Genomic DNA, 14275 nt, shown 5'->3' with positions numbered 1-14275 from the left:
TGTCACCCCAGCGCGGCAAAACCGGCGCGGATCTCCGCCTCGGGCAGATCGATGCCGATAAACACCAGCACGCTGGTTTGCTGTTCGTCCGCTCGCCATTCCCGGTCCCAGTCGGCGCTGTACAGCCTTTGCACGCCCTGAAACAGCAGACGGCGGACATCGTTTTTGATGGCTAAAATCCCTTTATAACGCAATAGATTGTCCGCATATTTCACCAACAGGCTTTCCATGAAATCCGACATCACCAGCAGTTCCACCGGCTTGTCCAGATAGACCACAATGGACTGCACGATATTCTGCGGAGGGATAAGCGGCCGGAACCGCGGTTTGGTCACGGTCACCCGGTCATTGAGAATAAAACCGTCGACGCCGAACAGTTCGTTTAACCGGATATCGCCGTGCACTACCCGATAAACGGGCGCACGGGCATTGATGGCCTGCAGGCGTTGCACCAGCGCCTCGCAATCGCCGGCCACATCGGTCTTGGTGAGCAGGATCCGGTCCGCGAAACCCACCTGGGCCTGCGCGATGGGAAACCGGGTCAGCTGCTGTTCGGCATGCACCGCATCCACCAGCGTAATCACCCCGTCCAACAGAAAGCGGGTATTGATAATCCCGTGGGAAAAAAAGGCCTGGATGATCGGGCCGGGATCGGCCATCCCGGTACATTCGATAACCAGCCGGCTGAAATCCACCTCTCCGCCGTCAAGGGCCGTGAGCAAATCCAGCAGCGCCCGCTCCAGTTCATTGGCGCTGCTGCAACAGATACAGCCGTTGCTCAAGGTGGTGATACGGGTGGCGTTATCGCCCAACAGACCGCTGTCGATAGGCACCGCGCCGAATTCGTTTTCGATGACGGCTATTTTTTCGCCGTGATCGGCATTCAAAATATGGCGCAGCAGGGTGGTTTTCCCGGCGCCCAGAAAACCGGATAAAATCGTGGCCGGCAAAGGCGTGTTCATGTTCGGATCCTTTTGGCAAACCCTATCGCTAACAACAGCGGAATCCCCCTTTACCGTTGCCGCCGTAGCGCGCCTCCTGCCGATCGCGGAAGAACGCTTCATAGTCCATCACCGGTTGATCGGGGTGATTGGTCGCCATATGCTGCACGTAATTGTCATAGTCCGGAATACCCACCAGCATCCGGGCAGCCTGCCCGAGATATTTTCCCGCCTGACCTAAATTTCCAAACATAGGGCGTCTCCGATGAAAGACCCGCATAACCATCGATGGTTATGCGGGGTATGGATGTGTTCCCCCTCAGTGGCCGGAGGAAGTGGTAACCCCGCCTTCAGGGAGTGCGATATAGGCGGTCTCTTTATCGGTGCGCTGGGTGGTTTTGCGTGCGCCCAGCACCGTTTTGATCCCGTAAAATATGATGCCATAGACCACTATCAAGAACAGTACGCTTAACACCGCATTGGTATAGTTATTGACAACTATGTGATGCATATTGCTAATTTGCTGCGCCGTCAGGCCGGCGCCCTGTTCGTCGATTTTGCGGCTGTAGGCGCGGGCCAGGTATAAGAAGCCTTCCAACTGCGGATCCTGGCTGAACAGCTTAAGCCCCAAGGCCCAGGTGGTGCAGATCAGCAGCCAGACGGCGGGAAGCACGGTTACCCAGATATAGCGGGTGCGTTTCATCTTCACCAGCACCACGGTACCCAGCACCAGGGCAACCGCCGCCAGCATCTGGTTGGATATGCCGAACAGCGGCCAAAGGCTTTTCACGCCCCCCAGGGGATCCACTACCCCCTGGTAAAGCAGGTAGCCCCACAGCCCGACACAGCCCGCGGTGCCCGCCATGCCCGCCGGAAGTGAGTCGGTTTTTTTGAGAAAGGGCACGAAGTTGCCCAGCAGATCCTGCAGCATAAACCGGCCCGAACGCGTACCGGCATCCAGCGCGGTCAGGATAAACAAGGCTTCAAACAGGATACCGAAATGGTACCAAAAGCCCATGTCGGCGCCGGGCATGATTTTATGGAAAACATGGGCGATGCCTACCGCCAGGGTCGGCGCCCCCCCCGCGCGGTTAAGGATCGAAGGCTCGCCGATATCATGGGCGGTTTGCATGATTTGCTCGGGCGTAATCACAAAGCCCCAGGAGCTCACGGTGGCCGCCGCATGCGTCGTCACATCCCGCAGATTGGCCAGAATAAGGGCCGAATCCGCGCCACCGAGATTATGCAGGTCCGGCATGGTGATGCCCAAGGCCACCGGCGGGGTATTCATGGCGAAATAGAGGCCCGGTTCAATAATGGACGCCGCCACCAGGGCCATCACGGCCACAAAGGATTCCATTAACATCGCGCCGTAGCCGATAAACCGGGTATCGTTTTCACTGGCCAGCAACTTGGGCGTGGTGCCCGAGGCAATCAGGGCATGGAAACCGGATACCGCGCCGCAGGCGATAGTGATAAACAGGAAAGGAAATAATGCGCCTTTCCATACCGGGCCGGTGCCGTCGATAAAACGCGTCACCGCCGGCATTTTCAAATCGGGGCCGATAATCAGGATGCCGATGGCCAGGCCGACGATAACGCCGATTTTCAGGAAGGTGGCCAGATAGTCCCGGGGTGCCAGGATAAGCCACACCGGCAGCAGGGAGGAGATAAAGGCATAACCAATCAGGGTGTAGGTAATGGTGGTGTCTTTGAAGGTCAGTGCCGGTCCCCAATAGGGGTCATGGGCGATAACGCCGCCGAACCAGATAGCCGCCAGCAGCAGGACCACGCCGATGACCGAGACTTCCCCCACCCGGCCCGGGCGGATAAAGCGCATGTAGATCCCCATCAGCAGGGCGATAGGCACCGTCGAACAAACGGTGAAGACCCCCCAGGGACTTTCCGCCAGCGCTTTCACCACAATCAGCGCCAGCACCGCCAGAATGATAATCATGATGAGGAAACAGCCGAACAGGGCGATGGTGCCGGGCACCGGGCCCATTTCTTCCTTGATCATCTCACCCAGGGAGACGCCGTTACGCCGGGAGGACATAAACAGCACCATAAAATCCTGCACCGCGCCGGCCAGTACCACGCCGGCCAGCAGCCACAGGGTGCCGGGCAGATATCCCATCTGTGCCGCCAGTACCGGGCCCACCAGCGGTCCGGCGCCGGCGATGGCGGCGAAATGATGCCCGAACAGCACGTTTCTGTTGGTGGGCACATAATTCAGGCCATCATTGTTAATCACGGCGGGCGTCGCGCGGTCGGGGTCCAGCTGCATGACATTTTTAGCGATAAAAAGACTGTAGTACCGATAGGCCACCAGATATACGGCAACGGAGGACACGACAATCCACAGGGCGCTAATGCTTTCGCCACGGCGCAGCGCGACCACGCCGAGGCAGCACGCGCCGATCAGGCCGATGATCATCCAGGGTATGTGTTTTAGAATATTATTCTTCATCATTTTGCTGTCTTCAGTAGGTAAAGATAAGACGGTACTCTATGACAATGATGAAGAAATCAACCGTGAATTTTGGTTAAACGGTTATTACAGGGGCGGGAGCGGTCAAATAGACAATTAAAGGGTTTCAGGGAGTAGCCGCTCTTTCAGGCCAATCGTTTCCGAAGTCGTGCTTTACACTTGATTAAAGGTGTATAGAAGCAGACCGTTAAATGCAATGTTATCCGCGCCTCGCAAGGCGGGGGCGGAAAACCCTAACCAAAGGAACCTTCAAAAATGAAAATCGGCATAATCGGTGCGGGATACGTAGGACGGGCGCTGGCGGCGGCGGCGGTTAAGAGCGGTCATGACGCCATGATCAGCAACTCCCGCGGCCCCCAGACCTTGTTCAGCGACGGCGCCATGTTGGGCTGCAAAACCGGCACCATAGACGACGCGGCCAAATTCGGCGATATCGTGATTGTCGCCATTACCCTCAAACATTACAAAGCCGTCCCGGTTGAGCCCCTGGTGGGCAAAATTGTCATCGACACCAATAATTATTATCCCCAGCGCGACGACAAAATCGACGCCCTTGACAGCGGCTCCACCACCAGCAGTGAACTGCTGGCGGCCCACCTGCCGAAATCAAAAATCGTCAAAGCCTTCAACGCCATCATGATGACCCATATTGAACGGGACAGTCAGCCTACCGGCTCCTTTGACCGCCGCGCCCTGCCATTATGCGGCGACGATGCGGCCGCAAAAAAAGTGGTGGCCGATCTTTACGATCAGTTCGGTTTTGATGCGGTGGATGTCGGCCCGCTGTCGGAAGGCTGGCGCTTCCAGACCGGCACTCCGGCTTACTGTATCCGCCTGAATAAAGAATGGATACAAAAAGCCCTGGCAGCGGCGACTCGTTAGCAGGATACAGTTGCCGTTAATCTTCGCTAAATGCCCTTTACCCCTTAGGGAAGGGGCATTGGCATAGGTATAGGCAAGGCGCTAAAGTTGGCCGGCATGACCGTCGAGCATTAATCCCATCCGCCGATTCATTCGCCGGATATTTTTTTCATCAGCGCCAGCTGCATCTCCTGTATCCAGGGCTCATTCCCCACCGCGCGTTTAAGCAGATTCGCTCCCACCATGGACGCGAACAGCAGCATCAATTCTTCCCGCTGCGGCCCGTTCGGTTCAGGCGGCGCCGCTTTCACAAAGGTTTCAAACATCTGTTGCGCGCCATGTCGATAGACCTGACTGAAAGGCTTATCGGCTGAATGGGCGGCGGCATCCTGTCCAAGGGCTATCATCGGGCAGGTTTTTTCCGGCGTTTTTTCACTGAGATAATAGGTCGCCAGTTGCAGCAGCCTGTTGGTTCCACCCGGTTCGGGGACGGCATTGATCAGGTCTTTCCAGGTGGTCGTGGAACGGTTGAACGCCTCGGCACAGGCCTCGGCGGCCAGGGCTTCCTTGGACGTAAAATGCTTGTAGAAACCGCCCTGAGTCATGCCCGCGGCTTCCATGATTTCAACAATGCTGACCGCATCTATTCCCTTTTCACGAAACAGTCCCGTGGCGGCATCGACGATTAGAGCCCGATTCTGGTCAGCCTGAGCGCGAGTTGATCTTCCCAAAATAAGCCTCTGCTAAAATAGATGTTCTATGAACTTTAATTCTTAATGGGCGTTCTATCAACCGCTAATATAAAAATGGTCAGGCAACCGCCCATTTTGCTCATCTATTGCGAAGGGGGTCGACGCTGTCCGCGCTCCCGCAATAACAAAAGCAAGAGTATGGTAGGGTATAGGCCATAAGAAAACGTGAGGAGGCGCGCCATGCCGGAAGATGCCAACGGCTAGCAAACGTTCTACGCCACTCCTTTTTGTTTGATGATAAGATTAAGTATTGCTTTGGTAAACATCTGGCCAAGGCCCTCATCAGCATTTATATTATTTACTACCGGAAAAATAGAATAATGCTCATCAGCTTTATCATGGGCAATATCATAAATGATTTTCGCCATGAAATGAGCATTATCCATCATGATATTTTTTTGTAGCAAAGGATTGTTTTTGATCACTTGAATCAGCTGGACAGCATCAACTACCTTTACATCGAGAAAATTTTCATAGCTTTTTATAAATAAATCATCGAACATAAAAACTTCCTTACCCTGTGCAAACATATCCTCATCAAACACCTCAAGAATTTGATTTACATCTCCTGCCTGCCGGCCTTTAGGTGAAAAGATAAAACTACGCGCACCGATCTGTATACTCGAATTTTCCACTAGCGACGTGATTTTTAATCTATCATTCAGGATAATATCCCTATCAAAATAATCCACCATAATAACGATTCTATTACCAGAATCCATTGGCATGGTAAATCCTAACATAGGCTCTTGGAAAGGAATTCCTGGCGCGTTTTTTACATTTGATGTGGCAAATATTATATTTCCCATGTCTTCACGAAAAAATTTTACCAATTGCGAGAGATAAAATTCCAGCCTAAGCATTGCCTGATGCACGATAGTGCTGTCATCGGTATCAAGGATTCTTTGCAAATGGCCTTTAATACTATTCTGAGAATGATATTCAAGACAGCCAAAATCATTTCTTTTGGTAGTGCGGTTGAATTTGAGCAATACCTTATTTACCATACCTCTGACTTTATTTATTTCCATTCTAAATACATTGAAATTATTTTTGAGATAAAAAAATTGATCTGGAACGTCATTGCCAGTATTTTTCAAATAACATATGCAAACGTCTTCTGTTCGATAATTGCTTTTTATTTTCCGTTTTATGGCTTCATAGGTATCCGATTTTTTATCTCCGAATTGCAACTGATGATATTTCATTGGATTGATAAATTGCGCCAGCTTGGGAATATAATAATTATGCGCATTATGTATTGGAAAGCTTTCACTTCTCTTCGGGGCATCACCGCCATCGGCTATGGCCGCCTCGCCAATGATATCTCCGGCAGCCGGTGGAACCGCGCTCCCGTGGCTGCTCGCCTTGATGACGCCCATACCCATGAACGGGGCGGTGGTCACGCCGGTTGCTTTGACAGAAGTCGCTGTGGATGGCGCCACCGAAGGGGTCGAATGCCCTGACGCTTCAGCCTTGTGCCTGGCGTTGTCCCGGGCTCGTTTGCGTTTTTTCAACTTCCCCGCTTTTGCGATTTCGCAGGAAGGATCCGCCGTATTTTTCCCCGTGACGTGCGGCTTGTGCAATGGAATAATATCGATTAATGAAATATTTCCATAAGGCACCTCATTGTTGAGACTATTATTTAATCTGGACAGAGAAGACAATAACATCGTTTTTTCTGATGATAATTTTTCATTATGAACGCCATAATGAGGTTTTAAAGCCAGAAGAATTATCGCCACAGGCAAAAGTGAAGCAACCTGCATTTGCTTTGTGATTATTTTATCATTTTTTCTGTCCGAATGAACTCGATTACTCACGTGGGCTAATTTTCGAATGCTCTCACCTTCTTCCAAAAGAGGAAATTGAGAGTAAGCCAGATCGATTTTTACGCGTGTTTTACACTTTTTTCTTTCCAGGTGATAATAAACACCTATTGTCCGACGTTGGTTGTCTATGGATGAGATCGGCATGCTGCCTCCTTGTAATAGCGATTGAGTTGTAGGCATCTCATTAGATCCGAGTGGATAAATGAAAATGAAATGAACATCCAAAAAAATTAATTTACGTGAAAGAGTTCTGCCCGCCACTTGTTAAAATCGCATTTAATATGTCATATATCAAAGATATGAAAGTTACATTATATACCATTGAAAAACAATCAAGAGCCTTATCACTTCGAACCCAGCAGCCGATAAGGACACAAGCATCATGCTCATATATTTCCAAAAATACAAGAGTCTAATGGAAAATATATCAGTGATATTTTCCATTTGTATATATCGTATATTTAGGCAGGTTAAAATCCTTCTATAACCCTTTATTATATATAATATATTCCAATAAAATTAGCTGAGTTATTGATAATTTATTTATGCGGTTAGTTTGATTCTCAAAGTAGTCAATCTTACGTGAACGATATTATACCCATCAATAATCGCTCGTTTTCTAAAAAGAGCTGGAATTTATACTGACGGCGCCGCTGCGCACTGAGCGCTGCAAAACCTACCCAGGATGATGCAAAAACTCGCCTGGGCCATGAAAGAAAGGTCAATGATTGACAGTTGAATCGTGCTGGAACCAAGGTGATAAAACCTTATTGAGATAATATCAGTTCATCCAGGTAAATTTCTGATATGGCATAGGTGCCATTGCCGTTAAGATCGGTGTGGAAATCTCCGACATCGTGCAAAACCAATATCTGATCAAAGGCATTGTTGAACTTCATCACTATCTGCTTGGGTTTGGCAAAGCGTTCGTCCTCCAGGATATAGTGCCCCAGCGGCAGGTTTGCATGGCCAAGTGAAAAAACGTCATTCGCCCCCTCCTCTCCGCCGATGCTGTATATTTCTATATAACCGTCGGAAAAAGCTATCGCCGCCAGCGCGTTCAGGGCGGAGAATGCAACGCTTATCAGCTTGCCGGCACCGTAGCCCTCCGGCTTGACCGGCTGGCTGCGGCGCAATAGCATGGACTTATCGCACAAAGTATCAAACAGCAAGATTTCACTGACATGCATATTCCCGTCACGTTTGACGTAGCCGAGAAAGCGCTGATCCGGGGAGACAAAATTCGGCTGATATTCCTCGGGTGTGACCCAGCGAGGATGGTCTTCATCTAAAAAGGACCAGTGTTTTTCCCAGGGGACGTATAAATCCCCCTGATTGGTGACCCACCATGCTCGTCCGGGAAAATAGGGGCTTGTCAGTATGGCTTCTTGATAAAACTCGAGTTCAACACCCGCCGCCGGGCTGCCCATGTCCGGCATATGATAAAACAGCGCCCGTTGTAGCTTTGGCGTACGTTCGACGATCAACACCACCGTGCCGCCGTCGGGAGAGATAATAATGTCGTCCACGGGATGATGACTTTTTGTACGAAACAGCCGGGTTTTCACCCCGTCCGGCGTTTGCGCCCAAATCTGGTTGCTGTCGTCCAGCCAGAACACCGGCTGCTGTATATCCACCAGAGTAAACTTGGTGACTACCGTCGGTTGAATGTCATCAATCAACGGCAGCCAGCGACGAAAACCGTCTTCACGAATGAGTGGCTGCGCCGTTACCCTTTCGGGGAAAAGCCATATTTCAAACTCTTCATCCCGGGATTTTTCCGTGGGATATGGCTCTCTATTAACAATAAACAGGCTGAGTTCGGCACCTTGGGCGAACAGAACCGGAGGAGGAAAATGCCAGAAGATGCCTTCAATTTGCGACAGCTGCCGACTGGACCAGGCAGCCTTCTTCGCCGGTTGGCTCAGGCAGGCGTCAAGGGTCTTAACCAAGGTGGCCCACAGCGCCAGCGGCTGGAAGTTGGTCACCCAATCGTTCGGCAAGGCGTTATTCATCTGGAACGTTCGCAGCGCTACGCTTGAGGCATGCAGGAGTTCGACGCGCCGCGCCGGGTCGAGGCGCAATAAAAGCGCCACCTGGCGCAGGCGGGTATACAGTAAGGAGCTTAAGTTTTTCTGCGGCCAGGTTCCCACTCGGCACAACGTGGACAGCGTGGAGAAAATACCCTTGGGATAGGTGCGCATGGCGAGCCTTTCGAACCTGGAAGGCGGCCCATTGATCACTTTATAGCGTGATGAGGGGGAATAGCTGATGTCGATAATATCGAAGCCGCCGGTGAATAACTCATAGCGCAGGGTCCAGTCCCTTTTATCCGGTTCAATCTCGTCGCCTGCTTGGGACAAGCTATGATACAGCCCACCAGATGGCGCGATATGCAAAAACCGGTTGCCGTATTTAAGAAACATTTTATTACCGTAGCTAAAGGCACCGTTTACCAGCGGCGGCAACAGAATATCGATATAAGGTTCCCGGGCGGACTGAGGATTTTCGGCAATTCGCCGGCGCAAGGCTTCACCCATTTTAAGGGCATTGGCGGGTTCCGTCGGCGATACAAAAATAAAATCGCCTTTGTTGACCTGATAGGCTACCCGGAATGCCGGCGCGGCGGGCTGAGTGGGATGACGCAGCAGGAAAGTGGCGCTATTCATTTCGGGGGTCAGCAAATACCTGGACTCGCCTATGTGCACGTTCAGGGTTGAATCATCGTGAATGACGGCGGGGAAACCAAAAATATCCTCCTCATCCCGGGTGTAATTGGTCAAATACGGCCCCCAGTCCTGGACTCGGGGTATGACGGTTTCACGCTTCCGACGACCGTGCAACGGGGTCAGCGTCAGCCGTAACTGTCGGTCATTCTCGCCGGGCTCAATCATTGAGGTTACGCGCTTGCCCGGGCCGGGGGAAAGTTGCCAATCATCGATATTATCCGCCGGCATCAGAGTAGCGTTGACCTGGGAAAAGGCCCAGCGCCGGCCGTTGATTTCAAATACCACCCATTGCCGATCGGCAAAATCAAGCAGATGGAGCGGATGCACCACCACCAGGGATATCGGCGACTGGCTTGAGAGTAGCCAAAAGTAATGCTCGTCGGCCGGTCGTGGGAGCGCTGCGTCCTTTTCTATCACAAAATCCGGATACACATAGGCTTTCAGTTGGCACCGGGCGCTGCCGAGATACAGGCAGTAGTATTTTTTATAAATGCCGAACTGATTTTGCACATCCAGTTGGGCAAACATCAGTTGACCGACCGGGGTGCGTTCGCCCGTTTCCACCGCCACCATGCTGCTGTTTTGTATTTGGAAAACCGGATAAGTGACCCCTTTCACTTTAACGGTGAGCGGTGTGTAGCCGTCTTTGTCATAGGAAATTTGATAATCCCGGGTATGGGTGGTCACCACAAACTTGGGTATATCACTGGCGACTTTAACCAGGTTGCGTTGCCAGGCATTCAACCCTAACGCCGCCCTGCCGAGCAACGCCAGATAGAGGCCCTTGGTCAAAACGCTCAGCGAGCGCAACGCCGCAAATCCCGGATCGGCAATGTTCAGTATCTCTTTCCCCATGACATCCATAAAGGCGCCTAATTGGGCATGGGTGGCGACGATGCCGCCGCCGATTTGCACCATGGCGGGGACAACGTTCCTAAAGACCTGCTGTCCCGAGGCGCTGAACGTCGGACCGCTCAACGTACGGCCGATCCCGATTGCCCCCGCCCGGAACAGGCCCGACCCGGCCTTGATGCCGGTAAAGATCAACGGCATGCCCACCAGGGCGCCGTCCACCAGGCATTCAGCGAATGCGACCTGGTGCTGTCCGGCGTTAATGGCGCTGATACAGCCATAAAAAGGGACTATATAGTCGGCCGCCGTATCTAAAATACTTTCAAGAGAAGGCCCCGGCCCCTCGTAGCCCTGATCGTGGATTTTCAGGCGGTAGATCTGATAATGGGAATCCGCGTAGCGCTCGAGAAAAACGGATAAGGTTTCGTTTGATCGTTTCATCAGACCGGCATTGTCTAATGCCAAAAGAGTAAATTCATGCTGAGGTACCAATTTCGGCAGCGGCCAATCCGCCATAAACGGCCGCAGTGCGTTCAGGTATTCATCTTCAAGGGGGATTTTTCGCAGCACATATCCCTGCTCGGTGGTTTGCAGGGCAAATAGCCGTTGTTCGCTTCCTGCCTTGACCCGTAAAAAAAACGTATCGGGTTTGGCTAAATAATTCACCGGCACGTTGGAATAAAACATATCGTGGTGACTTCGGCGCCGGGACAGCCTCGGGGCAACCCATTCAATCTCCGCCCGTTGCATAAATTGCTCTTCCTCCGCCTGAAGATTATTATCCAGCACATCACTGGACATAAAGGCGGCCTCCAGCAGCGCCACATCCAGGGCCAGGATTTTTCTCGCAAACCGGTCCACTTCCTGACGATAATAGCCATTCACATCAGGAATCGGCTTACCTGACGACACGCATTGCTGGCCGATGGGAAATATCATTAATCGCCGGGCCGGATCTCCTGCATATGACGGGGGCAAAGGCTGCAAATTATCGTGGTCCGTGATGGGCGCCTGGACGCTCCCGCAATGCTCTTTGAGCAATTCCTCGGCCGCCGCCTTGCGCGAACGCCAGGTGAGCCGTTGGTAATTCACCTGGTAATAGGTAAAGCTGTCATACAGGCGCTGGGCAACAAGATGCCGCCGTTCCAGCGCCTCCTTGAACAGAGCGAACGCGGGGTCCAGTGTGCCGGATGCCAATAATTCATCGAGGCCCAGTTCCGGCCGGGCGCGCAGATAATACAGCACCAGTCCCAAATACAGCGTCGGCTCCACGCCCGTTGCCAGCAAACCTTGTTGGAACATGGCCACCAGGCCGAGACCCAATTCAATCAGAGACTGCGAGGACGTGGATTTCAATTTGTCCGGATCGTCCAATGCTATCGATCGGGCGCCGAATTGCATTAATGCCCAGGTCAGGCTGCCCACCAGGAGATTATCCAGATCGAAAACCGCGGTCTGGTTTTGTGCCATCAAATGCGATCCGTCCTGCACCTTGTAAAGGCTTCTCAGATACAGCGTGGGGATTTCCGGCGCTTCATAGCGCTCCTGCCACACTTTTTTTTCCCGCTCAAAACTCCCTGTGTACGGCCAGGATTGCACTATTGCGGCAAAGGCCCGCTGCGTGATATGGCGATGAGCGGCAAACAGTTTCACCACGCGCAGGGAGACATTGTCCTCCCGGTAAATCAGCTGGCACAGCATCTGTCCGATAAGGCCGTTTTGCTGCAGGGGACTCAGGGTCTCCCCCAGGCGTTCGCCGTAAAGCCGGCTGCCGGACAGGGTCAGCCGGGCAAGATCGGCTAAAAGCCGCGGCTGTTGTTCGAGGGTGGTAAGCAACCGGATAGCCAGTTGGCGGTCCTGAATGTATTCCGGATTAATGCCCGCCGCCGCGTTTTTGTTGAGGTAGACGGCAAGCCGATATTGACTATCTGTCCGGATATGCCGGGGAGACGGCAGGGCCTCGCGCTTAGACCTTTTCCTTACTTGCCCTGGCGCCGGCGGGTCACGATGCAAGCACCTTGTCGGCCAACGGTAAATGGCGCCGGAAATATTCAGCGTACGGGACGGTATTGATCCCTGAAGTGACTTCTTACAAGCGCCGTTACCATGATGCGGGGCTGGAGACGATGCTGCAAAAGCGCCCTGGTCATCAGCTATTTTCGCCCGGTATTGCCGCCCGCTGTTAAAACGCGAAACCAGAAGAAGACCATAAATAATTTTTTTCAAGATATTTTTGGGTGGTTTGAATGTCACCCCTATAGTGAAATCATCATTAACAACCTGTCCACGCTCCTTATTAAAATCGGTCGCCATATGATAAAGATCAAGGCCACTTAGGGATGCATTATTTTTTGGTAATTTATTTTTGGATGAATAGGCAGATTTAACATTATTTGAAAAATTATTGTTTTCTTTCTCATAAGAATGAAATTCCGACAACGGCCTGATTGATGTCACAATATGATTCATCCTGCCGCCTTTTTTTAATATTTAATAACGGTTATATTTTAATAAATTATAAAGATATAGCGTAGCCGTGATGGCAACCAATATACACATAATTACCCGTAGATGGATTCATAAATATCAAATATCATATTCACTACATAAAATGGCAATAGGCTATCCGTTTACAGCGACTTTATTTGAAGAATTCAGTATGGAATAGGCTTAAAAAAAAAATCCAAGAGCAGTTAAAAGAGTCAAATTCGATAGCATTTTTATTTTAAACATAATTCTGATTTTGTCACCCGGTTATTTGATCAACATCATTCCCCCCTGGCTTGTTTGGCTCTGATCGGAGCATATCCACCACGAAGTCGATAAATGCCCGCACCTTTGCCGGCGGTAAATGACGGGAAGGGTAAAGTGCATAGAGTTGAAAATGCTCTCCTGACCAGTCAGTGAGTAACGCCACCAGTCGTCCCTTTTCGATCAGGTCCTCAACCCCTCTGGCTTTAATCCGTGCAATACCCGCACCGGCCAGGCATGCCGCCAGTAGCGTGCCGGCCTCATTAACCAGCAGCCGGCTCACGATCTTCACCGGAAAAGCCTTGCCGTCAGAAGAGTATGCCCACTCCAAAGGCAATCCCGTCATGGAGCTTCGCATCTGGATACAGAAGTGGTGTATCAAGTCCGCCGGTGTGCGCGGGTAACCATGTTTCTGAATATAATCCGGAGAAGCCACGGTAACAGTATGTGTTTCAAGCAATTTACGGGCAATAAGGGAAGAGGACGGAGGTTCCCCGAAGCGCACGGCGATGTCGAATCCTTCGGAAACCAGATCCCCCAACTGATCGCGTACCGTCAGCTCAAGGGACAAGCCCGGATAACGCTCCAGAAAGGTGGTGAGGTGAGGGGCCAGCATTCGTCCGGAGAAAAAAGGATCGACGTTCACCCGAAGTCGTCCATTAACGGCGGAGGCTGCGCCGGAGGCGAGGCTGACGGCATCAGCGATGCCCGCCAGCAGCGGACTTATTTCTTCGTAAAGCCGTCTGCCCTCGTCGGTCAGGGTAACCGCCCGGGTGGTCCGGTCAAATAAACGCACGCCGATACCTGCTTCCAGGCGGCTTACCGCGCGGCTAACCCCCGATGGCGTCATGTTCATTGCTTCGGCGGCGCGAGCGAAACTGCCGCTGTGCACTATGGCGGCCAATACATTGATGTTGGAAAGCAGGCGTCCGTCAAAGCTCATGATTTACTCGTGACGTAAAGTCACTAAAGCTATGACCGTATAAGCATTCTGTCAAGGGACAACTCATTTTATACTTCGCTCACGCCAAATTTACCGGTCATGTTTTCATCTCTCCTTATCTGA

General features: G+C 51.7%; 8 protein-coding genes. 1 reads left to right on the top strand and 7 read right to left on the bottom strand.

The features are described from left to right. Positions 1-2: 2 nt before the first annotated feature. The 3 genes from yjiA to HB631_RS18175 form a co-directional block, all read right to left on the bottom strand. A complete protein-coding gene (gene yjiA, locus HB631_RS18185) occupies positions 3-962 on the bottom strand; it encodes a GTPase (RefSeq protein WP_213992593.1) in 960 nt (319 codons plus the stop codon). Between the two features lie 28 nt (positions 963-990). Continuing rightward, positions 991-1194, bottom strand: coding sequence for a YbdD/YjiX family protein (locus tag HB631_RS18180; RefSeq protein WP_213992592.1), 204 nt, complete (start codon positions 1192-1194; stop codon positions 991-993). Positions 1195-1260: 66 nt separating this feature from the next. Continuing rightward, positions 1261-3414 (bottom strand): carbon starvation CstA family protein, encoded by a 2154-nt coding sequence (locus HB631_RS18175; protein ID WP_213992591.1) that lies wholly within the window; start codon positions 3412-3414, stop codon positions 1261-1263. A 273-nt stretch (positions 3415-3687) separates the two neighbouring features. Here HB631_RS18175 and HB631_RS18170 point away from each other — a divergent pair, with 273 nt between their 5' ends. Next, positions 3688-4314 carry an NADPH-dependent F420 reductase gene (locus HB631_RS18170; protein WP_213992590.1) on the top strand — a complete coding sequence of 209 codons (627 nt, stop codon included), beginning with the start codon at positions 3688-3690 and terminating at the stop codon, positions 4312-4314. A 128-nt stretch (positions 4315-4442) separates the two neighbouring features. Here the strand turns inward: HB631_RS18170 and HB631_RS18165 are convergent, their stop codons facing one another. The 4 genes from HB631_RS18165 to HB631_RS18150 all read right to left on the bottom strand — a co-directional run bounded on the left by HB631_RS18165 (position 4443) and on the right by HB631_RS18150 (position 14152). Next, positions 4443-5024, bottom strand: coding sequence for a TetR family transcriptional regulator (locus HB631_RS18165; protein ID WP_213992589.1), 582 nt, complete (start codon positions 5022-5024; stop codon positions 4443-4445). A gap of 233 nt (positions 5025-5257) precedes the next feature. Continuing rightward, on the bottom strand, positions 5258-7021 hold the full coding sequence (locus HB631_RS18160; RefSeq protein WP_213992588.1) for a hypothetical protein: 1764 nt from the start codon (positions 7019-7021) through the stop codon (positions 5258-5260). A gap of 623 nt (positions 7022-7644) precedes the next feature. Then, positions 7645-12471 carry a hypothetical protein gene (locus HB631_RS18155; protein ID WP_213992587.1) on the bottom strand — a complete coding sequence of 1609 codons (4827 nt, stop codon included), beginning with the start codon at positions 12469-12471 and terminating at the stop codon, positions 7645-7647. Between the two features lie 733 nt (positions 12472-13204). Further along, a complete protein-coding gene (locus HB631_RS18150) occupies positions 13205-14152 on the bottom strand; it encodes a LysR family transcriptional regulator (protein WP_213992586.1) in 948 nt (315 codons plus the stop codon). Positions 14153-14275: the final 123 nt, after the last annotated feature.

The sequence above is a fragment of the Sodalis sp. dw_96 genome (assembly GCF_018449575.1).
Lineage (GTDB): Bacteria > Pseudomonadota > Gammaproteobacteria > Enterobacterales > Enterobacteriaceae > Acerihabitans.
This window is presented reverse-complemented; position numbering and strand designations above follow the sequence as displayed.

Excerpts from the sequence above, each read along its gene's own strand:
- HB631_RS18160 (WP_213992588.1), bottom strand. The coding sequence starts at position 7,021 with ATGCCGATCTCATCCATAGACAACCAACGTCGGACAATAGGTGTTTAT.
- HB631_RS18180 (WP_213992592.1), bottom strand. The coding sequence starts at position 1,194 with ATGTTTGGAAATTTAGGTCAGGCGGGAAAATATCTCGGGCAGGCTGCC.
- HB631_RS18175 (WP_213992591.1), bottom strand. The coding sequence starts at position 3,414 with ATGATGAAGAATAATATTCTAAAACACATACCCTGGATGATCATCGGC.
- HB631_RS18150 (WP_213992586.1), bottom strand. The coding sequence starts at position 14,152 with ATGAGCTTTGACGGACGCCTGCTTTCCAACATCAATGTATTGGCCGCC.
- yjiA (WP_213992593.1), bottom strand. The coding sequence starts at position 962 with ATGAACACGCCTTTGCCGGCCACGATTTTATCCGGTTTTCTGGGCGCC.
- HB631_RS18170 (WP_213992590.1), top strand. The coding sequence starts at position 3,688 with ATGAAAATCGGCATAATCGGTGCGGGATACGTAGGACGGGCGCTGGCG.